The 24398-nt window shown below is 65.4% G+C and carries 15 protein-coding genes; 10 read left to right on the top strand and 5 right to left on the bottom strand.

The features are described 5' to 3' along the window. Window positions 1–23 precede the first annotated feature (23 nt). The 8 genes from AC6RV7_RS06820 (at window position 24) to uxaC (ending at window position 14638) form a co-directional block, all read left to right on the top strand. Window positions 24–2396: a glycoside hydrolase family 95 protein gene (locus AC6RV7_RS06820; protein WP_500093165.1), complete on the top strand. Its 2373-nt coding sequence runs from the start codon at window positions 24–26 to the stop codon at window positions 2394–2396. 9 nt (window positions 2397–2405) lie between these two features. Further along, the gene (locus AC6RV7_RS06815) at window positions 2406–3437 is read left to right on the top strand and encodes a LacI family DNA-binding transcriptional regulator (protein WP_500093164.1); all 1032 of its coding nucleotides are present in this window, start codon (window positions 2406–2408) and stop codon (window positions 3435–3437) included. A gap of 193 nt (window positions 3438–3630) precedes the next feature. Next, window positions 3631–7104, top strand: a complete 3474-nt coding sequence (locus AC6RV7_RS06810) for a TonB-dependent receptor plug domain-containing protein (RefSeq protein ID WP_500093163.1) — start codon at window positions 3631–3633, stop codon at window positions 7102–7104. Window positions 7105–7412: 308 nt separating this feature from the next. Further along, entirely contained in the window at window positions 7413–8756 is a 1344-nt protein-coding gene (locus tag AC6RV7_RS06805; protein ID WP_500093162.1) for an MFS transporter, read from the top strand. Between the two features lie 38 nt (window positions 8757–8794). After that, window positions 8795–10366, top strand: coding sequence for a glycoside hydrolase family 43 protein (locus tag AC6RV7_RS06800; protein ID WP_500093161.1), 1572 nt, complete (start codon window positions 8795–8797; stop codon window positions 10364–10366). Window positions 10367–10412: 46 nt separating this feature from the next. Then, on the top strand, window positions 10413–11201 hold the full coding sequence (locus AC6RV7_RS06795; RefSeq protein WP_500093160.1) for an SDR family oxidoreductase: 789 nt from the start codon (window positions 10413–10415) through the stop codon (window positions 11199–11201). Between the two features lie 71 nt (window positions 11202–11272). Further along, entirely contained in the window at window positions 11273–13114 is a 1842-nt protein-coding gene (locus tag AC6RV7_RS06790) for a tagaturonate epimerase family protein (RefSeq protein WP_500093159.1), read from the top strand. 108 nt (window positions 13115–13222) lie between these two features. Further along, on the top strand, window positions 13223–14638 hold the full coding sequence (uxaC, locus tag AC6RV7_RS06785) for a glucuronate isomerase (protein ID WP_500093158.1): 1416 nt from the start codon (window positions 13223–13225) through the stop codon (window positions 14636–14638). Between the two features lie 409 nt (window positions 14639–15047). Here uxaC and AC6RV7_RS06780 read toward each other — a convergent pair whose 3' ends face one another. From AC6RV7_RS06780 to AC6RV7_RS06760, 5 genes are all read right to left on the bottom strand, one after another. Beyond that, window positions 15048–15620, bottom strand: a complete 573-nt coding sequence (locus tag AC6RV7_RS06780; protein ID WP_500093157.1) for a hypothetical protein — start codon at window positions 15618–15620, stop codon at window positions 15048–15050. Then, complete coding sequence (ligD, locus tag AC6RV7_RS06775; RefSeq protein ID WP_500093156.1) at window positions 15617–16534, bottom strand: non-homologous end-joining DNA ligase; 918 nt, start codon at window positions 16532–16534, stop codon at window positions 15617–15619. The genes AC6RV7_RS06780 and ligD (AC6RV7_RS06775) overlap by 4 nt, the downstream gene beginning before the upstream one ends. Before the next feature lie 3 nt (window positions 16535–16537). Further along, entirely contained in the window at window positions 16538–18208 is a 1671-nt protein-coding gene (ligD, locus tag AC6RV7_RS06770; RefSeq protein WP_500093155.1) for a non-homologous end-joining DNA ligase, read from the bottom strand. Between the two features lie 81 nt (window positions 18209–18289). Continuing rightward, window positions 18290–19414: a LacI family DNA-binding transcriptional regulator gene (locus AC6RV7_RS06765; RefSeq protein WP_500093154.1), complete on the bottom strand. Its 1125-nt coding sequence runs from the start codon at window positions 19412–19414 to the stop codon at window positions 18290–18292. Window positions 19415–19427: 13 nt separating this feature from the next. Continuing rightward, a complete protein-coding gene (locus AC6RV7_RS06760) occupies window positions 19428–20552 on the bottom strand; it encodes a LacI family DNA-binding transcriptional regulator (RefSeq protein ID WP_500093153.1) in 1125 nt (374 codons plus the stop codon). Between the two features lie 207 nt (window positions 20553–20759). Here AC6RV7_RS06760 and AC6RV7_RS06755 point away from each other — a divergent pair, with 207 nt between their 5' ends. Together AC6RV7_RS06755 and AC6RV7_RS06750 are read left to right on the top strand one after the other, a co-directional pair. Continuing rightward, a complete protein-coding gene (locus tag AC6RV7_RS06755) occupies window positions 20760–22832 on the top strand; it encodes a glycoside hydrolase family 52 protein (protein ID WP_500093152.1) in 2073 nt (690 codons plus the stop codon). 29 nt (window positions 22833–22861) lie between these two features. Continuing rightward, window positions 22862–24364, top strand: coding sequence for an MFS transporter (locus AC6RV7_RS06750; protein ID WP_500093151.1), 1503 nt, complete (start codon window positions 22862–22864; stop codon window positions 24362–24364). Window positions 24365–24398 lie beyond the last annotated feature (34 nt).

Raw genomic sequence — 24398 nt, 5'->3', positions numbered from 1 at the left:
TACCCACCGATCTCTTCAGCCCCATGCCCCTCCTCCGACGTTCCGTTCTCCGTCAGTGCGGTCTGCTGGCAGTCCTGTCTCTCGCCCTGCCGCTGTCGTTCGCTCGCGCCGGCGACCCCGCCACCCACGTCCTCTGGTATCGCCAGCCCGCCGCTCAGTGGGTCGAAGCACTCCCGCTCGGCAACGGCCGCCTCGGCGCGATGGTCTTCGGCGGCCCGCAGACCGAACGCTTCCAGCTCAACGAGGACACCCTCTGGGCCGGCGGTCCCTACAATCCCGCCCACCCCGACGCCCGCGCCGCGCTGCCCGAGATCCGGCGACTCGTGAACGCCGGCGACTACGCCGCCGCCCAGGCGCTCGTGCAGGAAAAATTCATGTCCCGCCCCATGCGGCAAATGCCGTATCAGACAACCGGAGACCTCATCCTCACCTTCCCCGGCTCCGAGTCCTGCACCGATTACCGCCGCGAGCTCGATCTCGACACCGCCATCGCCCGCACCGAATTCGTCATCGGCGGCGTCCGCCACGTCCGCGAAGCCTTCATCAGCCCGGTCGACCAGGCGCTGATCATCCGCCTCACCACCGAACGCAACCCGCCGCGGCCCGAATGGGGCGGCTCGCTCTCGTTCACGCTCGCGCTGCAATCGCCCCAGGACGCCCGCACCTCGACCGCGGAAAACAGCGACCTGGTCCTCCGCGGCACCAACAGCTCCGCCGAAAACATCCCCGGCCAGCTCAAGTTCGAGGTGCGCACGCGCGTGACCACCGAGGGCGGAAGCGTCACCTCCGACGGCCAGCACATCCATGTGCGCGGCGCCCACTCCGCCACCATCGTCGTCGCCGCCGCGACGAGCTTCCGCCGCTACGACGACGTCGGCGGCGACCCGTCCGCGCTCAACGCCGCCACCCTGGCCGCCGTCGCCGGCCAAACCTACGAGGCGCTGCGCCAGCGTCACATCGCCGAACACCAGCGCCTGTATCGTCGCGTCGCCCTCGACCTCGGCACCACCGCCCTCGCGGCCGAGCCCACCGACGAACGCGTTCGTCGCGCGGTTACCGAACCCGATCCCGCGCTGGCGTCCTTATATTTCAACTACGGCCGCTATCTGCTGATCTGCTCGTCCCGCCCCGGCACGCAACCAGCCAATCTGCAGGGCATCTGGAACGATCATCTCACGCCGCCCTGGGGCAGCAAATACACCATCAACATCAACACCGAGATGAACTACTGGCCGGCCGAGGTCGCGAATCTCGCCGAATGCGCCGAGCCGCTGTTCGGCCTGATCCGCGATCTCAGCGAAACCGGCCGGCGCTTCGCCCAGGAACATTACGGTGCCTCGCGCGGCTGGGTCGCGCACCACAACACCGACCTCTGGCGCGCCGCCGGCCCGATCGACGGCGCCTTCTGGGGCATGTGGCCCACCGGCGGCGCCTGGCTCTGCCGCCATCTCTGGGAACATTATCGCTACAGTGGCGACCGCGAATTTCTCGCCCGCGCCTATCCGCTGATGAAGGGTTCCGCCGAGTTTTTTCTCGAAACGCTCGTCCCGGAACCGCGCCACGGCTGGCTCGTCACGAATCCTTCCGTCTCGCCCGAAAACGCCCACCATCCCGGCGTCTCGCTCGCGGAAGGTCCCACGATGGACGCGCAAATCCTGCGTGACCTTTTCTCCGACTGCATCGAGGCCTCCAGCATCCTCGGGATCGACGCCGACCTCCGCGCGCAACTCGCCGCCGCCCGCGCCAAGCTCCCGCCGAACCAGATCGGCGCGCAGGGACAACTCCAGGAGTGGATCGAGGATTGGGACGCGATCGCGCCCGAGCAACAGCACCGCCACGTCTCGCATCTTTACGGCTTGTTTCCCAGCGAGCAGATCGACCCGCGCACGACGCCCGCTCTCGCGGCCGCCGCCCAGCGCACGCTCGAGACGCGCGGCGATCTCTCCACCGGCTGGGCCATCGCCTGGCGCCTGAACCTGTGGGCCCGACTCCGCGACGGAGATCGCGCACACCGGATCCTCCAGGCGCTGCTCAGCCCGGAGCGCACGTATCCAAATCTCTTCGACGCCCACCCGCCGTTTCAGATCGACGGCAATTTCGGCGGCACGTCCGGCATCGCCGAACTGCTCCTGCAGACGCACACGGGCGAGATCGAACTGTTGCCCGCGCTGCCCCGCGCCTGGCCCACCGGCTCGGTGCGCGGGCTCCGCGCCCGCGGCGGTTTCGAAATCGATTTCTCGTGGCGCGACGGTCGCCTCGCCGGCCTGGAATTGCGTTCGGAAAACGGCGGCGAAGCGCGCGTGCGCTATGGCGATCTTCACACGGCGGTCGTAGTGCCCGCCGGCGGTCGCGTCGCGCTCGATGCCCGTTTGCAACCGCCGCCTGGACCGCGGTAATCGTTGCCCGTGCCCTCCTCCGCCACGCTGCAGGATGTCGCTGAGCGCGCCGGCGTGCACCGGTCCACGGTGGCGCTGGCCCTGCGCGACGATCGACGGATTTCCGCCGATACCCGCCGCCGCGTGCAGGCGATCGCGCGCGAGTTGAACTACCGGCTGAATCCGCTCGTGGCGGCGTTGATGCGCAGTCGCCGCAGCGGCAAGCCGGTGAAACATGTCACGCTCGCCTACGTGACGAATTATCCGACGCGCTACGGCTGGCGTCCCGAACATCACGACCGGCCCGACTACTTCCCCGGTGCGGAGCGCCGCGCCCGCGATTTCGGTTATCGGGTCGAACACTTCTGGTTGCGCGAACCGGGAATGATGCCGGCGCGTTTTTGCGAAATTCTCCGCCACCGCGGGATCCACGGCCTCATCGTCGGCCGGCTGCCTCCCGGCGAGCACGAGCTGAACCTCGACTGGGAGCACTTCTCCTGCGTCGCACTCGGCATGACGCTGCACGCGCCGCTGCTCCATCACGTCACGGAGAATCATTTCGAGGCTGCGGCCCGGGCGATGCAGCAATGCGTCGCCCGCGGCTACCGGCGGATCGGTTTCGTCTTTTCCGAAGCCAACGACAGTCCGCACGTCGGCGAACGCTGGCTCAGCGCCTACGTCGGCGCGCAACTCCGCTTGCCCGCGGCACATCGCATCCCGATCTGTGCCGCCGGCGCGACCAACGAAGCCGAGTTCGCCCGCTGGTTCACGGCGAAGCGCCCCGACGCTCTCCTCGTTTCGCACGCACGGCCGGTGCTGTCGTGGCTGCAACGTCTCGGCAAATCCGTGCCGCGCGACGTCGGCCTCGTCGATCTCGCCGGCGATCATCCGGAATTGAATTGTGCCGGCGTCGCCTGCGAGCCCGCGAAGATCGGCGGACTCGCAGTGGAAATGCTGATCGGTCTGATGCACCGCAACGAGCTCGGCGTGCCGGCGTTGCGCCACGAGATTTCGCTGACCGGCGAATGGCGCGAAGGCGAAACGCTGCCGCCGCGTCTCTGATGCTTTCCGCGCGGGCGCCGGATTTCGACGCCTGATTCAACAATGCGCGCACCAGGCGCATTGAAGCGCGCGCCACGGTGCGGCTTTCAATCCAGCGCCGCGCTTCCCCCGCGGTTTCCCCCTCGCGCCGGCAACGGCGCCGTCCGGCTCGAGGCCTCATGGCTCGAGTCTTTTCCCCCAACCCAAAACCGTCATGAAACCTGCCCGACCCTGCCTGCGGCTCGCGCGATGGCACGCCTCAGCCTGCCTCGCTTTCAGTTCCACCGTGATGCTCGCCCAAGTCGCCCCGAGCGAACCGGCGTCCACCCGAGAGGACGAGGTCCTGACCCTTTCGCCCTTCGAGGTGAAGGGCGAGGCGACCGGCTACTTTCAACAAAACGCGATGTCGGGCACGCGCCTGAACTCGAAGATCGAAGACCTGGGTCAGTCCATCACGGTGATGACCAAGGAGCAGATGAACGACTTCGGGATGCTCGATATCAACGACGTGTTCGACTACATGGCGAGCACCGAGGGCACGCACAGTTACTCGGCCTTCGAGGTCGATCGCACGGGGGCGGTGACGGACAATGTTTCGCTCGATCCGAACAACGCGAACCGCGTGCGCGGCCTGAGCAACGCGAACATCGCGTTGAACAACATCCAGACGACCGGCCGCGTGCCGATCGATCCGCTCTGGCTCGACTCGGTCGAGGTCAGCCGCGGTCCCAACGCCAACATCTTCGGCCTGGGCAACGCCGGCGGCACCGTCAACCAGGTGCCCGCGATGGCCAATCTCACGCGCAACTTCACGCGCGCCGAAGTGCGCGGCGACAGCGAAGGCGGCTGGCGCACCTCGCTCGACGTGAACCGCATGCTCTGGGCGAAGAAGCTGTCGGTGCGCGCGAGCTACGCATATCAACACACCGCGTTTCAGCGCAAACCCTCCGGCGAGGACGCCCGGCGGCTCAGCCTTCAGTTCAAGGCGCAGCCGTTCAAAAACACCACCGTCTCGGCCTCGTGGTTCAACTATAAGAACCTCGCGCAACGGCCGAACTTCACGACACCCCGCGACAACATCAGCGGCTGGATCGCCGCCGGCAAACCGTCCTGGGATCCCGTCACCCGCCTGATCACCCTCAACGGCGTCACCTACGGCCAGAACACCGCCAGCGGCAACCAACTCGTGGCCGGCTCCGCAATTCCGATCACGAACGCTCTGCCGTCCTATTTCAACAACAGCCCCAGCGAAGGCCGGTCGTTCTTCCGCGTCGGCCGCGACGACGAGGATCCTTACTGGAGCACGCCCACGGTCACCAATCCGACGACGCCGCTCACCGCGGTGAACAACAACATCCGCTACGTCGCCACCGGCCCGGTGAATTCCTACGGCGCCGCCCAGCCGCTCTTCGCGAGCTACGCCGCGCTCTCCGACAAGTCGATCTACGACTACGAGCGCATCAGCCTCATGAACGGCAACAAGGCCTGGGACGACGTCGACACCTACCTCGCGCAGCTCGACCAGATCATCCTCAACACGCCCCGCCAAACCCTCGCCGCGCAGGCCACCTTCATGCGCGAGGACGCGAAGCGCATCGAGAACCAGCCCCTCGGCCCTGCGAGCGTCAACGGCGTCATCGGCGAACTCTACGCCGACCCCAATATCCGCAACCTCGACGGCACGCCCAACCCCTACTACGGCCGGCCGTATCTGCGCAGCAAGGAGCCCTTCCTCCGCGACAAGCCGCTGCAGTGGGACACCTACCGCGCCCAGCTCGCATATCGCTTCGACTTCTCGGAGAACGCGAACTGGAGCAAGTGGCTCGGCGCGCATCAGCTTCTCGGATACTACGAATACAAGGACCGCCAGAGCCGCCAGTATGCGTGGCGCCGCACCGCCACGGCTTACAACCAGCCCTACCTCCAGAGCCAGTTCGACACGAACGCGCCGCTCGCCAATCGCACCGCCAGCGGCACCAATTACCAGGCCAGCAACAACATCTCGCGCGTGTATGAATACTACTACGTGGGCGATACGCCCGGTGGCGGCGTCGAGTATGCACCCAACTTCTTCCCCAACGGCGCGACGGTTCCCTTCCACTGGGGCAACACCGGCAGTTTCCATGCCGATCCGCTGACGATCGGCTGGACCCCCAGCCCCGACGGCTCCGCGGCCGGCGCCTCCAAGCAAACCATCATCAAGACCGATGGCGCGATGATCCAGAGCTTCTTCCTCGGCAGCAAACTGGTCACCACCTTCGGTGTCCGCAAAGACAAGGTCTACGACCGCTCCGCGCCGTTCGCGACGCTCACCCCCGATCTGCTCGACTTCGATCGCGCCGCCTCCGACGGCTGGAATCCGGAGTGGGGCGCGGCCGAAGGCACGACGAAAACGGCATCGTTTGTTCTGCGTCCCTTCCGGGATTTCCGCTTCGTGCGCAATCAGGTCGAGACCGGGACCGGCTTCAGCCGCTTTCTTGCCGAGGCGCTCGGCGGCCTGAGCCTCACCTATAACACCGCCGACAGCTTCGTCCCCCAAGGCCCCGCCGTGGACCTCAACCTCAAGTCGCTGCCCAACCAAACCGGCAAGACCAAGGACATCGGCTTCTGGCTGACGCTTTTCGACGGCAAACTCAGCCTCCGCTACACGCACTTCGACACCAATTCGATCAACCTGCGCAACGGCGACATCAGCACCATCGCCCAGCGCGTCCTGCGCGCCGATGGCCTCAACGCCAACGACCGCTGGAACCTCTACGATCGCTCGGAAGAGTGGCTCAAGTCGCTCCACCCCGACTGGACCCAGGCGCAAGTCGACACCGAACGCGCGAAGACCATGGGCCTCGCGACCGACCAGATGAACGGCCTGATCGACGCCATCACCGCCGGCCGCCTCGCCGCGATCCAAGACTACGTTTCCAAGGGCGACGAGTTGGAGATCAACTTCAACCCCACGACCAACTGGACCGTCACCGCGTCCGTCACGAAGACCGAAGCGATCAACCAGAACGCCGGCAGCACGATCGAAGAGTGGATCAATGCCCGCATGCCCGTTTGGGAAACGGTCGAGGATCCGCGTTTCACCGCGGCCAACGATCCCAACGCCGGCAACCCGGAGCTCGCGATTCCCACCGGCTCGACCGGCCACCTGCTCTGGCGCTATATCCGCGGCTCCGCGTTCACGGCTTACGGCTACGACGCGAACAACTCGGCGGCCACGAACTTCGTGACGTTCGTCGAAGGCCCGCTCGCCGTTTACCGTCAACTCGAGGGCCGCCCGCGTCCGCAGATCAGCAAATATAACGCGAAATTCAGCACGCGCTACCGGCTCTCCGGCATCACCGATCACCCCATCCTGCGCAACGTCACCGTCGGCGGCTCGCTCCGCTGGATCGACAAGCGCTCAATCGGCTTCCTCGGCGTGCAATCGCTGCCCGACAAGATCACGCAGCTCGACACGAACAAGCCCGTGTTCAGCCCGGCCGAAACCCAGGTCGACCTGTTTGTCGCGTATTCGACGAAGCTGTTTCACGACAAGGTCCGCGCCACCTTCCGGCTCAATGCGCGCAACATCGGCGAACCCGGCGGCGGCCTGCTCGTGACGCAGGTCTTCCCCGACGGCTCGCCGCTCGCCTACCGCATCAAGGATCCGCAGCAGTTCATTCTTTCGGCCAACTTCGAACTGTAATCGACCTTCGGATACGTCCAACCCGACCGCCGTCATGCCCATCCGGATGACGGCGGTTTTGTCTCAGGAACGTCGAGACGCCGCCCGGACGGCCGGGCCGGGGCGTCCGCGTGTTTCATCGGCCCGGTCAGCCGTCCTGATCCAATCGCATCAACGATGAGCGCAGTCTCCACTATCGGAAAATCCGTTCCCCAACTTCAGTTTTCGAGCGTCCCCACGCCCGGCCCGATGTGCCGGCGTGGAGGTTCACTTCTTTTCCCCGCCCATTCGGCGCCGTCCGCGGCGCTTCCGTCTCGTTTTCGCTTCCGATGACCACGTCTCCTGCAGCATCCCCTGGCCGCTTTCGGTGGTCGATCTGCGGGCTGCTCTTTTTCTCGGTCGCGCTCAATTACATCGATCGAAACATCATCGGCATCCTGAAGGGGCCGTTGAGCCAGGAGCTGAATTGGAGCGAGACCGACTACGCGCATATCGCCGCGGCTTTTCAATTCGCCTACGCCTTCGGTTATCTTTTCGGCGGACGTTTGATGGACCGGATCGGCGTGAAACGCGGCCTGCCGCTCGCCGTGCTCCTGTGGAGCATCGCCGCCGCGGCGCACGGGCTTTGCTCGCTGCTGCCGGTCAACGACACCGTCAGCCTGTCGCTCACCTGGCTTTCGCTGGGCGCGTTCACCGTGCCGCTGACGGTGTTCGGCTTCATGTCCGCCCGCATCGCGCTCGGCCTCGCCGAGGGCGGCAATTTTCCGGGCGCGATCAAGGCCGTCGCCGAGTGGTTTCCCGTGAAGGAGCGCGCGCTCGCGACCGGATTGTTCAACGCCGGCACCAATGTCGGCGCGATCGTCTGCCCGTTCGCGGTGCCGCGCATGTATGCCGCGTGGGGCTGGCCGGCGACGTTCTATATCACCGGTGGCCTGGGCATCCTCTGGTTGCTCGCATGGTGGCGGCTCTACGAAACACCCGACCGGCATCCGCGACTTTCCGACGCGGAGCGCGATTACATCCGCGCCGGCCAGCCCGCCGTTGAGGCGCCAAAGACGTCCGTGCCGTGGCTGTCGTTGTTTCGCTACCGTGCGGTCTGGGCTTACGTCGCGGCCGGTATTCTCGCGGGACCGGTGTGGAACATCTACATGTTCTTCCTCCCGGATTTCCTGCAAAAACATTTCCAACTCGATCTCGTGTCGGTCGGGGATTGGACCGCGGTGTTTTATTTGATCGCGTCGTTTGGCGGGATCGCCGGCGGCTGGTTGTCGGGCAGCCTGCTCGGCCGCGGCTGGTCGCTCAACGCCGCGCGCAAACTCGCGCTGCTGTGCTGCGCCCTCGCGGTCGTGCCGATCTTCGCCGCGCCGAGCATGCCGAATGTGTTTCTCACCGTCGCGATCGTCGGACTCGCGGGCTCGGCGCACCAAGGCTGGTCGGCCAATCTGTTCAGCTTCGTTTCCGACACGATGCCGCGGGAGGCCATCAGCTCCGTCGTCGGGCTCGGCGGCTTCGTCGCCTATTTCACCGGCGGCGTCGTGACCGAGATCATTGGCGAGATCCTGCAGCGCACGGGCAGCTACGCGTCCATCTTCGCGGCGGCGTCGTTCCTCTATCTGGCGTCGCTCGCCATCATCCAGCTGCTCGTGCCGCGGATCGGCCCAACGGCATCCTGAGCCCGGCTCGCAACCCCATGTTTCGCTCTTTTCTTCTCATGTCTTTCGTTTCCGCCCTGACGGCCACGGCTGCCTCCGGCGCGCCGGTGTGGCGCGCGGATCGCGGCGATGGCACGTATCGCAATCCCATTCTGCACGCGGACTATTCCGATCCCGACGCCGTGCGCGTCGGCGACGATTACTGGCTGATTTCGTCGAGCTTCAGCCACGTGCCGGGACTGCCCGTCCTCCACTCGCGCGATCTCGTCAACTGGCAGCTCGTCACGCACGCGTTGCCCCGGCTGGTGCCGGAAAACGCCTTCGCCACGCCGCAACACGGCAAGGGCGTGTGGGCGCCGTCGATTCGTCACCACGACGGCAAATTCTGGATCTATTATCCCGATCCCGATTTCGGCCTCTATCTCATCACCGCCGACGATCCGCGCGGCCCCTGGAGCGAGCCGACGCTCGTGAAAGCCGGCCGCGGGCTCATCGATCCGTGTCCGCTCTGGGACGACGACGGCAGCGTCTATTTGATCCATGGCTGGGCGAAGAGCCGCGCGGGTTTCGCCAATGTCCTCACGTTGCTCAAGCTCCAGCCCGACGGCCGCAGCGTGGCCGAGGATCTCGGCGTGGTGGTCGACGGCAACCAGCTCCGCAACTACACGACGCTCGAGGGGCCGAAACTTTATAAACGCAACGGCTGGTATTATATCTTCGCTCCCGCCGGTGGCGTGAAAACCGGCTGGCAGTCGGTCTTCCGCTCGCGCTCGATCCGCGGCCCTTACGAACCGCGCATCGTCCTCGCCACGGGCAACACCCCGATCAACGGCCCGCATCAAGGCGCGCTCGTCGATACCGTCGCGGGCGAATGGTGGTTCATCCATTTCCAGGACAAGGGCCCGTATGGCCGCATCGTGCACCTGCAGCCCGTCGCGTGGATCGACGACTGGCCCGTGATCGGCGGCGATCCGGATGGCGATGGCACCGGCGAACCCTTGCTTGTGCACACCAAGCCTCGTGTCGCTGCGCCCGCGTCTGCGCCGACCGAACCGCCGACGAGCGACGACTTCAAAGCGCCCACACTCGGCCAGCAGTGGCAATGGCAGGCGAATCCGCGCGCCGAATGGTTCTCGCTGTCGGCTCAGCCCGGCACGCTGCGCCTGTTTCCGCAGCCCGAGGGGCAGGAGAATCTGTTTCACGCGCCGCATTTGCTGCTGCAGAAATTTCCCGCGCTCGAGTTCACCGTCACGACTGAACTCACCTTGCAAACCGGCGACACCCGCGCCGCGGCCGGTTTGATCGTCTTCGGTTTCGATTATGCGTGGATCGGCGTCCGCAACGGCCACGTCGTGCAAACGACCGTCCGCTCGGCCAACGAAAAACCCGTTGTCACCGAAACTCGCGGCGCCGCCGTCTCCGGCCCGATCCGCGTGCGTGTAACGGTGCGCGAGGGCGCGCGCTGTCAATTTTCCTACGCGGGTGCGGACGGCGCCTTCGTGCCGCTGGGAGAACCGTTCCAGGCCCGCGAATCGCGTTGGGTCGGCGCCAAGTTTGGGCTGTTCGCCAGCGGATCCAACGCCGGCGGCGCCGATTTCCGTTATTTTCAGGTCGAGCCCGCGCAACCCTGACCCTCTGTTCTCCGACTACCACCCTGAACCCCAAACCATCTTTCTCATGAACGCTCCCAACTACTTGAACGAACTTTTCGGCCTCAACGGCAAGGTCGCCGTCGTCATCGGCGGCACCGGCGAATTGTGCGGCGCGATGGCCGAGGGCCTCGCGCTCGCCGGCGCCGAAACCGTCATCGTTGGCCGCAATGTCGAGAAAGCGCAGGCGCGGCTCGACCGCATCGGCGCCGCCGGCGGCAAGGCGTGGTTTCACGCCGCCGAGGCCACGAGCAAGGCCGAGTTGCAGGGCTTGCTCGACGCCGTGGTGAAGCGCTCCGGGCGCGTCGACATCGTCGTCAACGGCGCCGGCATCAACTCCGCCACGCCGTTCTTCGATATCGGCGAGGACGAGTTCGAGCGCATCCTGAGCGTCAACGTGAAGAGCGTGTTTCTCGGCTGCCAGATTTTCGGCAAATACCTCGTCGAGCGCGGCCAGGGCGGCTCGATCATCAATCTCGGTTCGATGTCCGGCATCGTGCCGTTGTCGCGCGTGTTCACCTACTCCGCCTCGAAGGGCGCCGTGCACAATCTGTCGCTCAATCTCGCGCGCGAGTGGGCGCCGGCCAAGGTCCGCGTCAACGTCCTCGTGCCCGGATTCTTCCCCGCCGAACAAAACCGCAAGGTCCTCACGCCCGAGCGCGTCGCCTCGATCCTGGGCCACACGCCGGCGAAACGTTTCGGCGAGGCGCGCGAGCTCATCGGCGCCACGCTGCTGCTCGCGTCCGACGCGGCCGGTTCCTTCATCACCGGCGAGGAGCTCATCGTCGACGGCGGTTATCACGCGATGACGATCTAAGCGCCCGGATATCTTCAACCCTTGGCGCCGACCCGCGCCGCCGCCGCAGCCTCGCGGTCCTTTTCAAACTTATGAAACCGATCAACCAATTCCTCCTCAGCAACGATCTTCGCATCGCGCAGAATCCCTGCGTCAGCCCGGACTTCTGTCTCGATTGGAGCGCGCTCAGCGCGAAGATCGTCGCCGGCGCGTCCCTGAAGGCCTGGTCCAAGAGCCGCTTCGAAACCGCCGCCGGTTCGTGGACACTGCTCGAGGACGAGGCGACCGGCGACTGCGCGTGGCGGCTCGAGACGCGCGCGACCGGCAGCTCCGCCGGCGAACTGCTCCAGGGCGTCTCGCTCGACGGTTCGCTCGCAGTGTTTCCCGCCACCTGGGAAAACCTGCTCCGGTTGAAAAACCTCGTGCTCGAACACGATGCCGATTCCACGATCTTCCCCTCGGCCGGCGGCAAACTCGGCCGCAGCACGCTCGGTATCGGCGCGCGTTTCACCACCTTGCACTGGCCCGCGGTCGACTGGGCGATGAGCGCGCTCGAACTCGGCGTCACCGCCAATCAGAACTCCATCCCGCGCGAGCTCGTCTTCGACGTCGATCAGATGCTCGCCGGCCAGCTCGACACCGTGCCGTTCCCCTTCATTGGCACCAACGTCCCCGAGGGACACCAGGGCCAGAGCGTCGAGGGCATGAGTCACGGCTGCGTGCTCGCGAAACTGAAGCACGGCTTCCACCACCGCCGAATTCCGTGGAGCTTCAACGCCGATCACCAGCCGATCGGCGGCAAGTTCGACGCGCGCGAGGACCAGCTCGTCACGGGTTGCGTGCTCGCCAGCTACATCACCTTCGATCTTTCGCCCGAGCTCGCGCTCAACGCCCCCGCGCGTATCGAGCACATCCCCGCCGATCTCGTCGCCAAGGTGCGCGCGCGCGTCGCCGCCGCCGGCCTCACGCTCAACGACGCCGACTTCGAGGCACTGCTCGCGAAGGTCTGGCCGTCGCTCCTCAAGATGAAGCGCCGCGACGAAAAATACACCGCCGCGCGCGAGAAGCTGTTCACCACGCCGGAGGGTCGCGCGTATCTCCGCGAACTGTCGATCGACGAACTGCCCGGCCTCACCACGCCGGAGACGACCGCGATCATGCTCGCGCTCTGCGAGACGCTCGGGATGCAGATCCACTTCGTCGCGCCGGCCTTCGGCTTCCAGAAAAACATGCCTTACCCCGACAACGCCGCGCTGCGGGCGTTGATCGCGAAGCAATGGGCCGTTTGCGAAAAGTTCGGCGCGAGCATCGGCTTCCACTCCGGCTCCGGCAAATCCGCCGAAAACTACCAGGTCATGGGCCAGGTCACCGGCAGCCGTCTCGAAATCAAGACCAGCGGCCGCTACACCTACGAGATGGGCCGCGCGCTCTTCGCCTCGAAGAACACCGCCGACCAGGCGCTCTGGCGCGATTGGTATACGTTCACCATCGAGCTCGCGTTGAAGGGCGCTTTCAGCGCCGACGCGACCGAGCAGAAGATGGCGCGGACGTTCATCACGACGGCGATTGCAGGCGCGGATGCAGACAAGATTTTCGCCTCGCCCGAGGCCACGCGCGCCGCGCTCGAGGCGCTGCCGCCGAGCCCCGAGCACATGTTCTGGTTCGAATACAACTTTCTCTTCGTGCTCGCCGCCGATGGCCGGGCCGAGAAATCCGCGCTCGGCGATCACTCGCCCGCCGGCTACCGCCAGCGTGCGCGTTTCTATTCGGTCAGCGACGAGGGCCGGCTGCTCTTCGCAAAGAACATCGCGAGCTACATCCTCTTCCTCGCCGAAAACACCGGACTCGCGACCGCGGAACGCTGCGCCGCCGCCCGTCACCTTCTCGAGCGCTACACGCGGCTCGACGACATGCTCAACGACATCAGCCGATGAAACGAGCGAGGAGCGCGTAGGGAGCAGCGAGCACGAGCTTGAGACTCCCGACCGCCTTCTACTCGCTACCAGCTACCCGCTACTCACGATTTCGCTACCTTGCCCTCCATGAAGCCTTTCATTCACGACGATTTCCTCCTTCACAACGACGCCGCCCGCGAGCTCTACCACGGCTTCGCGAAGGACGAGCCGATCTACGATTATCACTGCCACCTGCCGCAGCAGCTGATCCTCGAGAATCACCGCTTCGCCGACCTCGCCGAGATCTGGCTCGGCGGCGATCACTACAAGTGGCGCGCCATGCGCTCGAACGGCGTCAACGAGCGCTTCTGCACCGGCAGCGCCACACCGCGCGAGAAGTTCGATGCGTGGGTCGCCACCGTGCCGCACACGCTGCGCAATCCGCTCTACCATTGGTCGCACCTCGAGCTCGCGCGTTACTTCGGCATCCACGATCTCATCAACGACAAGTCCGCCGACAAAATCTGGCGCGAGGCCAACGAGAAACTCGCGACGCTCCGCGTCCACGACATCCTCGCCGCCAACAAGGTCGCCGTCATCTGCACGACCGACGATCCCGCCGATTCGCTCGATCAACACGTGCAGATCAAAAAGCTCGGCCTCAAGACGCGCGTCTATCCCACGTTCCGCCCCGACAAGGCGCTCGCCGTCGGCGCGCCGTCAGCTTTCAACGCCTGGATCGAGAAACTCGCCGGCGTCGCAAAGGCGTCGGTGAACTCCTTCGACGATTTCCTCGCCGCGCTGAAGCGCCGTCACGACGACTTCCACGCGATCGGCGGCCGGCTCTCCGACCACGGCATGGAGTCCGCCTACGCCGAGCCCTGCACCGCCCCCGAAGCGAAAGCGATCTTCGACGCCGCCCGCGCTGGTCGCGCCGCCCATGCCGGCGACCAGGCGAAATTCGCGTCGTTTCTCATGCTTGAGTTCGGACGCTGGGACGCCCGCGCCGGCTGGACCAAGCAGCTCCACCTCGGCGCGCTCCGCAACAACAACACCCGCCTCCTCAGCAAGCTCGGCCCCGACACCGGCTTCGACTCGATCGGCGATTTTTCGCAGACTCGCGCGCTCTCGAACTATCTCGACGCGCTCGATTCGACCGACGAGCTTCCGCGCACCGTCCTCTACAACGTGAATCCGAACGACAACTACGCGTTCGCCACGATGATCGGCAATTTCCAGGACGGCACCGTCGCGGGCAAGCTGCAGTTCGGCAGCGGCTGGTGGTTCCTCGATCAGAAGGAAGGCATGGAGTGGCAGATGAACGCGCTCTCGAATCTCGGCCTGCTCAGCCGCTTCGTCGGCATGCTCACCGACTCGCGCAGCTTCCTCAGTTATCCGCGTCACGAGTATTTCCGCCGGGTCCTCTGCAATCTGCTCGGCCAGGACATGGAACGCGGCGAACTCCCGAACGATCGCGAACTCGTCGGCGGCATGGTGCGTCGCATCTGCTTCGCCAACGCCCGCGACTACTTCCGCCTCGAGCTGGATCCGAGCTTCCGCTGAGCCGCCGGGCAGCAAGCGATCGCCACCGTCACGCGTGATCTAGTGAAGCCCGACATCCCGTCGGGCTGAGGTCCGACGTCAGCATTCCGTGCACTCAGTGCCTTCTGTGGTCCTAAACTCCGCGGCGTTGGGCGCGGCAATCGTCCCGATTGCCCATCCAAGATAGGAACGCGTGTCCTCACGCGTCCTGAGTTGAGCGCATGCTGCCGGCGAACAAATCGGCGACCAGCGGCGCGGGGGCCAATTTTTTACGACGGAATGCGCAGAGGGCACGGAATGCGGAGCTTTGTCTTTCGTTCATCATAACGTGTGTTCCTCCAGATCGAACCACGGTGTCCGCCTGCGGCCCGGCGGCGAGCCGCACGCGTCCGGCCCCGAGCAAGGCGGCTAAGTTGGTTCTGAATCCGCCCTACTCGGAATCCTCGACCAGCTTCGCCAGTCGCTCATACGCCGGCACGGCTTTGCCGGCGCGCAACTCCTTCATCGCCCTTTTGATTTCTGCGATCGCGCGGCGATCGAGTGACGTGCGCGCGGTGCGCTCCTTCACCGGCTCCGGCGCGGGCGTAGCCGCCGGTTCCGACGCAAACGGCACCACGTTTTCCGGCGCGACGCGCTTTTCTGTTTTCGGCTTCGCCTTCTTCACCGGCGTTTTTTTCTCGGGCTTCGCCGCGGTTCCGCGCGCCGGTTTCGCGGCCGGCCGGCAGCATTCGGCGAGCAGGTGGTAGTTGATGCCGATCACCCGTCTGCCCTCAAACGCGGCGAGCGATTTCGGAAACACCAGATACTGCGCGTGCGGCTGTTCCTCGAAGCCGACGAGACCGTAATCCTTTTTCGTGCCGACGTTTTCCTGGTGAATCGTCATCACGCGCTGCGCCTTCACCGCGCGCTGGAAGGTTTTATCCTGCTTCGGTGGCAGCCAAGGGAGATGCACCTCCGGTTCGCCGCTGCGCGCAACCACGTCGGCGAACCGCACCGTCTTCATTCCAAGGCCTTTACCGGCGGCAGCTTTTGCTTCACCTGCAGCACCGGCGCGAAAAGATCGCCGTGCTTCTCGATCCGCTTCAACACGTCTTCCGTCTCGAAGGTCAGCAGCTCGCGTTTCTTCTTTTTCAACGCCGTCTCGACTTCGTCCCACGTCACCGGCGTCGACACCGTCGGTCGCTCCTTCGCGCGCAGCGAATAGACGTTCACCGTCGTCTTGTGTTCGTCGTTCTGGCTCCAGTCGACGAGCACTTTGCCGACGCGCAGCGATTTCAACATGTTCGACACGACGACGTCCGGAAACTGCCGCTCCAGCACCTGCGCGACGGTGTGGGCGAAAAGTTTCGTCTGCGCGTAGGTCACTGGCGTGTTGAGCGGCACGTAAATCTGCAGGCCCTTCGAACCGGAAGTCTTCGCAAAACTCTTCAACCCGAGCCCGTCGAACAGCGCCTTGACCCAGAGTCCCACCTGGCAGCAGAGCACGATGTCGGCCGGCGGACCCGGATCGAGGTCGAACGCAATCGCCGTCGGCCGTGAGATTGACGGCGCTTTGTGCAGGAACGTGTGCAGCTCGAGATCCGCGAGATTCGCCGCCCAGACCAGGGCCGGCAGGTCGTTCATCACGCAGTAATGAATCTCGCCGCCGCGGCCGCGCGGCACCGTCGCCGTCTTCACCCATTTGGGCCGATGCGACGGACATTGCTTCTCGTAGAAAAAGAATCCCTCCACGCCGTCGGGATAACGCTTCAGCGTGATCGGCCGGTTCTTGAGATGCGGCAGCAGCTGGTCCGAAACCCGGATGTAGTAGTCGATCACGTTGCCCTTCGTGAAACCGACTTTTGGATACAGCACCTTGTCGAGGTTGCTGACCGCCACCTTCGTCCGGCCGACCGTCATTTCCGTTTTCGTCGCCATGATTCACGCTCCTTTTTCGCGCACCGCGTCCTTCGCTGCCTTGTCCTCGCGCAGCCCGAGAAACACCGGCTGACGCAGCCGGTCGTCGCGCGTCCATTCTGCAAACCGGATCTGCGCCACGAGCTTCGGCTCGAGCCAGTGACACCGCCGCATTTCGGCCGCCGTGACGCCCTGCCCGTAGCGCCCGCTGCGCTTCTCCGGCAGGTTCGCGAACGGACACGACGTGCGCGCGATTTTCTCGAACTGCGCGTGCAGGCTCGCGAGCCGCTTGCGGTCGAAGCCGGTCCCGACCTTGCCGGCGAACATCAGCTTCGCGCCTTGATAATAGCCGACCAGCAGCGCGCCGAAATGCGTGCGCGAGCCGCCCGGCGGCGTGTAGCCGCCGATCACGAACTCCTGCTCCTGATGCAACTTCAACTTCACCCACGCGCCGCTTCGCGCGCCGGCCTCGTAGGTCGAGTCGGGTCGCTTGCCAATCAAGCCTTCAAGGCCGAGTTCGCGCGCCTGCTGCAGCAGCGCCTCGGCGTCGCTCCCCAGCGAAACGGAAAAGCGCACCATTCCGTCCTCTTCCTGCAACAGCCGCTGCAACTCCGCCTTGCGCTCCGTCAATGACAGCTCGCGCAGATCCCGACCGTTCAGCTGCAACAGATCGAACGCGTAGAAAAACAGCGGCGGCCGCTCCTCGCCCATCTCATAAGCCTGCAGCAGTTGAAAGGACGACCGGCCTTTGTCGTCGAGTGCGACGATCTCACCGTCGATCACCGCATCGTCCACCGGCAGCTCGGCCACGGCGCCGACCACATCGGGAAACTTTTTCGCGAAATCCTTGTTGTTGCGCGAAAGCAGCCGCACGCCACGCCGGTCGCGAAAAGCCATCGCGCGAAAGCCATCGAACTTGATTTCGTAGATCCAATCGCCCGCCGGCGGCGCGTCGACCAACAGCGCTTTCATCGGCTCGATGAAGTCGGGAGTGAGTTTCGACTTCTTCGCCGCAGCCCGTGGACGCGCCCGTTTTTTTGTCGGTTCGGCGCGGGCCTTCGGTTTTTTCGATTTCGCTTCCGCCTGCTGCGCGGCGGCGGCGATCCTCGCCTTGAACGTAGGTTTCTCCGTGCGGTTCGACTGCCACACGCGCCCATCGCCCGCGGCGAGAGCCTTCATGGATTTTCCGGAAAGCACGGACGTGTCGTCGCGTTTCGCACTCACGGGCTTCATGTCCTCGCCGCCTTTGATCAGCAGCCATTCGTCGCCGCCGCGCAGGCGCACGAGATACCACTCGCCTTTCAGTTTTTCGCCCGCGAGGACGAAGTGCAATTTGCCGCCCTCGAGGTCCTTCGCGGGCGTGCGGCTCAGCGGCTCGAAAGTGCCGCGGTCCCAGACCATCACGGTGCCGCCGCCGTATTGGCCCTGGGGAATGGTCCCTTCGAAATCGATGTAGGATACCGGATGGTCTTCGACGTGCACGGCGAGCCGGCGCTCGCCTTTCTTGAAGGGCATCCCTTTCGGCACGGCCCACGATTTCAACGTCCCGCCGATCTCCAGGCGAAAATCGTAATGCAGCCGCGAGGCCGCGTGCTTCTGGATCACGAAACGATGCCCGCTCCGCGCGACGCGACCGCCTTTCGGCTCCGCGGTCTTGGCGAAGTCTCGTTTGCGGGCGTATTCGGCGAGCGACATGGCGTGGCGTGGATGAGCCGGCGCGCGAAACGCCGCGGCAGCGATCGCCGTGCGTCACTCGCGGGCGTGGTCCCGCCATTGTCAGCGGGCGCCTCGCGCGGTTCCTCGTTCGCCCGACGCGGCCACGCCCGGGAGCGGGGGACACGAGGCGCCATCGAACCACGTGCCCTCGACGAAGGTGGTCGTGGGAATCGACGGAACGCCGAATTTGTTGTGGATCAACTGTCCCACCAGGGTTTCCACGGCCAGCTCGCCCACGGTTTCGTGATTCTGCCGCACGCCGGCCATGGTCCCGTCGGGCGGATCGAGAAACAGATTCACGAAGGCGAAATCCTCCGGGATCCGCACGCCCATCTCGGCGAACACCGGCAGCACGTAGTCGCCTTTGGAGATCACGACCTCCGGCCGGTGACGCTCCAACCATCGTTCCAGCGGTGCGCGATCGGCGCGCACCGACGCGTTCTTCTCGTTGAACCAACGCGCGACGGGGCGCGCCCCCGGGAAGACGTGGATCGGCACCCGGTCCGCGTCCGGCAGGCAGGACTGCTCGCAAAGAAACCCCGCGGTCCAGTTGTGATCGACCGCATGATCCCAGCCGCGGTGCACGACGAATCCAATTTTCCGATACCCCATGGCGGCGGTTTTCCTCACCGCCAGCCGGATGATCCGCGACTGCGAGTTCGTGACGTTGTGCAGCGGCGGGTAATGCGGGAAATAATCGATCTTCACCGCGCTGAACCGCTCCCAGTCGAGCTGCAGCGCGTCCCCGACATCGCGGCTGTGCGAGGCCAGGATCACGCCCTGGATCCCGCGCTGCCGCAGCGTCTCGCCGAGCTCCTCCGGCCGCCGGGCCGGGTCGTGCGTCCAGAAATGCTCGAGACGGAAGCCCAGCTTGAGGGCCTTGGCCTCCGCTCCCGCGAAGAATCGGCGATGCGCCGGCACGTCCTTCCATCCCCACGGCGTGTGCCAGTTCGTCAGATATGCCAGCACCGGTTCGCGCCGCGGCTGCGATGCCGGGCTGCGGTAGTGCACGAGCGCATGCAGGAACGGATCCGGTGCGTAACCCATCTCGCGCGCGAGCTCCTGGATGCGCCGGCGCGTGGCTTCCGGCAGCCGCGGCCGGTCGCGCAGCGCGAGCGACACGGTCGTCACGTGCACGCCCGCCCGCCGGGCCACGTCCGCCAGGGTTACGCGTCGTTCTTCCATGGCGGGTTGCCGGTCAGACCTTCTGCCGCCGGCGGCGGATTGCCGGCGACGGCGCGATGTCTCCAATTCTTGGACACGAGGCTCCGTCGAACCAGGTGCCTTCCACGAACGTGGTGGTCGGGATGCGCGGCACGCCGCGTTTGTTGTGCTGCAGCTGCCCGGCGAGGATCTCCACCGCGAGCGCGCCGACCGTGGGGTGATTCTGCCTCACGCCCGCCACCGTCCCGGCCGCGGCGTCCTCGAGGAAGACGTCCACATACGCGACATCCCGCGGACTCTGCAGCTTCAATTCCGCCAGCGCGGAGCGAACAAACGATGCCTTGCTGATGAGCACCTCCGGCCGGTGCAGTTCGAACCAGCGCCGAAACACCTCGGGATCGACGACCGGATCGCTGTTCTCCCGCAGCCAGCCCTCGATCGGCGTGGGCTCGGGGAAGAGCAGCGGCGGGATACGCAGGGCTTTGGGCAACTGCTCCTGTTCGCACAGGTAACCGGCGGTCCAGTGGCGGTCGACGGCGTGATCCCAGCCACGGTGCATGACGAATCCGATCCGGCGATAGCCGAGCGCAATCACCTTGCGCATGGCGAGCCGCACGATGTCGCACTGGTGATTGGTGACGTTGTGCAATGCGGGCTGGTGCGGAAAGTAATCGATCTTCACCGCGGAAAAGTGATCCCAGTCGAACAGCAACTCGTCGCCCATCTCGCGGCCGTGGGAAGCCAGGATCACGCCTTCGATCCCGCGGGCGTGCAGGATCGCGCTCAGCCGGCCGTGCGTCAGCCCGGGTTCGTGCGTCCAGAAATGCTCCAGATGATAGCCGATCTCCTTGGCCTTGGCTTCGGCACCGAGAAAGAAGTCGGGATGGGCGGTGGTGTTTTTCCAGCCCCAGCGGGTCGACCAGTTGGTCAGATAGGCCAGTGTCGGCGGATTGCGCCGCGGCATCACGCGGCCGCGGTAGGCGATCAAGGCCCGCAGGAGCGGGTCCGGCGCATAACCCATCTTTTGCGCCAGCGCCTGCAACCGCTGCCGCGTCGCCTCCGGCAGCCGCGGATGATTGCGCAACGCCAGCGAGACGGTCGTGACATGCACACCGGCTTTGCGGGCGACGTCGGCGAGGGTAACACGGCGCTCGTTCATGCAGCGACCATTCGGAGGGGAAGTGAGCGCTGCACAAGTCTACAGTTAGAGTTTGCGTCAGTTCGCCTGCAGGCCGGCCCGACGGGAATCATCTCCGCCTGCTTTCCGTTCCCCCCGGCGCGCGTTGCCGTTCATGGCGGCCTGCCCGCGACACGATGAAGCGTTTCCCTGTTCTGCGCGCCCGCGATCTTTTCACCTCCTGTTCCCGTGCCCGAAGCAAACTACCACACCCAGCACTCGCCCTTCGGGGCGTTCGCCAGTTTCACGATCGGCTTGGTCGACTCCCCCGGCGGATTCGGTCAGTCCCTGCGCGGTCCCGCCCGCCAGAACATCTACATCGGGTTCCGGGGTCACGCCCAGCGCACCTGGCAGTTGCTGCCGTTCCTGACGCCGCCCAAATCGCAGGAGGGAGCCTTCACCGGCGACACCACCGTCGTCCAGCCGCCGCGCGGCTTCGACGCCCTGCGGCCGTCCGACTACACCCGCACTCTCGGTCTGGCGAGCGATACCTGGCGCGCGGACGAGGGGCGTTTCGGTTTCTCGTTGCTCACGCCGTTCGATCGCGTGCCCGATCCCGCGCGGATGCCGAAAGCCGCCGCCCGCTTCCACCTCGCGCCGGTCGTCACCGGCTGGATCGAATACGACAACCGCCAGGGCAAGGAGCCCGTCGAGCTCATGTTCGGCGTGGGCAATGGCGAGGACACGCTGCGGCCGCTCACCGACACCAGCGACAAACTCATGGGTTTTGCGGGGGGCACGGCGTTCGGCTACGCGACGAAACCGGCCCGCGGCGTGACCATGCGCCAGGGTTTCGACATCCTCGATCCCAAGTTCCGCGATTACCGCGGGCTGCTGGTGATCGCCGGCGAAACCGCGCTCGTCTTCACAGTGCCCGCCGGGGCGCGGAAGCGCTTCCCGCTCGCCCTCGGCTTTTACGCCGCCGGGCCGATCACGACCGGCATCGATTCCGTTTACGCCTACACGCGGGTGTTCAAGAATCTCGAGGACGTGCTCGTGCACGGCCTCCAGGAACACGCCCGCTACGGCAAGGTCGCCGCCCAACGCGACCGCGAGCTCGCGCGCAGCCGGCTCGACGACGACCAGAAGTTTCTCCTCGCGCAATCCGCCCACAGCTACTTCGGCAGCACACAGCTGATGTGGAGCAACGGCCGCCCGCTCTGGATGGTCAACGAAGGCGAATACCGCATGATCAACACGTTCGATCTCACCGTCGACCACGTGTTCTTCGAACTCGTTTGGCAGCCTTGGGCGGTCCGCGACACGCTCGATCTGTTCGTCCGCCGCTACTCGTATCGCGACCAGCACGGGCTCTCGTTCACCCACGACATGGGAGTGAACAGCTTCTTCACCCCGCCCGGCCGCTCCAGCTACGAGTGCGACGGACTCGAGGGCTGCTTCAGCCACATGACGATGGAGCAGCTGCTCAACTGGATCCTCACCGCCGTCACCTACGCCGAGCACACCGGCGACCGTGCGTGGCTCCGCGCGAACCAGAGGACCCTCCTCGCGTGCGCCGACAGCCTCCACCGCCGTGACGATCCCGATCCGAAAAAACGCGACGGTATCCTGAAACAGGATTCGAATCGCGTCCGCGGCGGTTCCGAGATCACCACCTACGATTCGCTCGACGTCAGCCTCGGCCAGGCGCGCAACAACCTCTACCTCGCCGTGAAGACCCTCGGGGCGTGGGTGCTGCTCGAACGCGCCTTCGCCACGCTGAAACTCGCCAAGGCCGCCGCCGACGCCCACGCGACGGCCGATCTGCTGGCGCAGACGCTCACGACCAAGTTCGAAGCCGACACCGGTTTCTTCCCGGCCGTATTCGAGAAGGGCAACCGCTCGCGGATCCTGCCCGCCGTGGAAGGCTTCATTTATCCGCTGTTCCTCGGCTATAAGGACGCCACCGATCGCAACGGCCGCTTCGCCCCGCTCTTCAAACAACTCAGCCAGCACATCGCCCAGGCGCTGCAACCCGGGATCTGCCTCGACGCCACCAGCGGCGGCTGGAAGATGAGCAGCACGAGCACGAACACCTGGTTCAGCAAGATCGCCATCGCCCAGCACGTGATCCGGCAGCTTTTCCCCGAAGCGATGACGGACGCCGCGCGCCAGGGCGATCGCGTCCACGCCGACTGGCAGCGCACGCCCGGCTGCGGCCGCGACGCGATGTGCGACCAGATCCGTAGCGACTCTGGCATCGCCTGCGGTAGCCGCTATTATCCGCGCGGCGTCTCCGCCTGGCTCTGGCTCAACGAATAAGCGTCCACTCAACCACGCCCCACGACCCCATGTCTGCGCCCGTTCAGCGTCTCTCGTTCATCGAAAAGGCTGGCTACAGTGCCGGCGATGCCGCCGCCAACTTCGTCTTCATGACGATGGTGCTGTTCCAGCTGAACTTCTACACCGATGTCTTCGGGCTCTCCGCCAGCGCCGCGGCCGCAATCCTGCTCTGGCCGCGTTTGTGGGACGCGCTGTTCGACCCGATCATGGGCGTCCTCGCCGACCGCACCGAGACGCGGTGGGGCAAGTTCCGGCCGTGGGTCCTCTGGACCTCGCTGCCGTGGGCGATCGTGATGGTGCTCGCCTACACGACGCCGGTCGGCCTGAGCACGGGCATGATGATCGCTTACGCCGGCATCACGAACACGATCCTGATGACGCTGTATTCGATGAACAACATGCCGTATTCCGCGCTCGGCGGCGTCATGACGGCGGATCTCAACGAACGCACCAAGCTCAATTCCTACCGCTTCGTCTCCGTCAACATCGCGCAGTTCATCGTCGGCGGTTTCACGCTCCCCCTCGTCGCCAAGTTCGCGCACGGCCACGACCGCGCCCACGGCTGGCAGATGACGATGACCCTCTGGGCCGTCCTCTGTCTCGTGCTTTTCCTCATCACGTTCTTCACGACCCGCGAGCGCATCAAGCCGGTCGTCACCACCAAGTCCTCGCCGAAGCAGGACTTCGCCGACCTCTTCAGGAACGCCCCGTGGATCGCGCTGTTCGTCTACACGCTCTTCAACTTCGCGATGCTCACCTATCGCGGCGGGGCGCACTACAACCTGTATCATCATTTTGCGGACAAGGCCGCGATGTTCGACTTCGTCGAGAAACTCGGTCTCACCTCCGCCGGCGCCGCGGAAAGCGGCCTGCTCGAAACGCTCGGCTACATCGTGCACGGCACCCGCGACAACCTCGCGGGCTCGAACGTCGCGGACGTGTTCAACAGCATCATCAACATGGCCGGTTTCGCGACCACCATCGTGGTGATCATCCTCTCCGCGGGGTTGTCGAAACGATTCGGCAAGAAGGCCGTGATCTTCACCGGCTTCCTCCTCGCCGCGCTCAACGCCTTCGCCTACTACTTCCTCACGCCCACCAGCACCACCGCGATGCTCGTGCTGGCGATCGTCGGCTCGCTCGTTTACGCGCCCACCATCGCCGTCGCCTGGGCGATGTATGCCGACGCCGCCGACTACTCCGAATGGCAGACCGGCCGGCGTTTCACCGGCATCGTGTTTGCGACGATCGGCTTTGCGCTCAAGACCGGCCTGGCGCTCGGCTCGGCGATTTTCCTCTGGGCGATGGCCGGATTCTGGAATTACGAAACCACCGCGCCTGCCGCGCCCAACGCGGTCACCGGCTACCACGCCTCCAGCAGCATCGGGGTCGGCATTCTGTTCCTCGGCGGCGCGTTCGCGATCGCCTTCTGCAAGCTCAACAAGAAGCTCACCCTCCAGATGGCCTCCGAGCTCGCCGATCGCCGCGCGAAAGCGGGTCTGGCGACCTGAGCGACCGGCGGGCGGCTCAGTTCCTTTTGTGAGC

It is taken from the genome of Opitutus sp. sgz309028, assembly GCF_059821195.1.
Note: the sequence above shows the minus strand (reverse complement) of the source record. Positions and strands in the feature narration are given on the sequence as shown.

Excerpts from the sequence above, each read along its gene's own strand:
- AC6RV7_RS06820 (WP_500093165.1), top strand. The coding sequence starts at position 24 with ATGCCCCTCCTCCGACGTTCCGTTCTCCGTCAGTGCGGTCTGCTGGCA.
- AC6RV7_RS06810 (WP_500093163.1), top strand. The coding sequence starts at position 3,631 with ATGAAACCTGCCCGACCCTGCCTGCGGCTCGCGCGATGGCACGCCTCA.
- AC6RV7_RS06805 (WP_500093162.1), top strand. The coding sequence starts at position 7,413 with ATGACCACGTCTCCTGCAGCATCCCCTGGCCGCTTTCGGTGGTCGATC.
- AC6RV7_RS06800 (WP_500093161.1), top strand. The coding sequence starts at position 8,795 with ATGTCTTTCGTTTCCGCCCTGACGGCCACGGCTGCCTCCGGCGCGCCG.
- AC6RV7_RS06795 (WP_500093160.1), top strand. The coding sequence starts at position 10,413 with ATGAACGCTCCCAACTACTTGAACGAACTTTTCGGCCTCAACGGCAAG.
- AC6RV7_RS06790 (WP_500093159.1), top strand. The coding sequence starts at position 11,273 with ATGAAACCGATCAACCAATTCCTCCTCAGCAACGATCTTCGCATCGCG.
- uxaC (WP_500093158.1), top strand. The coding sequence starts at position 13,223 with ATGAAGCCTTTCATTCACGACGATTTCCTCCTTCACAACGACGCCGCC.
- AC6RV7_RS06780 (WP_500093157.1), bottom strand. The coding sequence starts at position 15,620 with ATGAAGACGGTGCGGTTCGCCGACGTGGTTGCGCGCAGCGGCGAACCG.
- ligD (WP_500093156.1), bottom strand. The coding sequence starts at position 16,534 with ATGGCGACGAAAACGGAAATGACGGTCGGCCGGACGAAGGTGGCGGTC.
- ligD (WP_500093155.1), bottom strand. The coding sequence starts at position 18,208 with ATGTCGCTCGCCGAATACGCCCGCAAACGAGACTTCGCCAAGACCGCG.
- AC6RV7_RS06765 (WP_500093154.1), bottom strand. The coding sequence starts at position 19,414 with ATGGAAGAACGACGCGTAACCCTGGCGGACGTGGCCCGGCGGGCGGGC.
- AC6RV7_RS06760 (WP_500093153.1), bottom strand. The coding sequence starts at position 20,552 with ATGAACGAGCGCCGTGTTACCCTCGCCGACGTCGCCCGCAAAGCCGGT.
- AC6RV7_RS06750 (WP_500093151.1), top strand. The coding sequence starts at position 22,862 with ATGTCTGCGCCCGTTCAGCGTCTCTCGTTCATCGAAAAGGCTGGCTAC.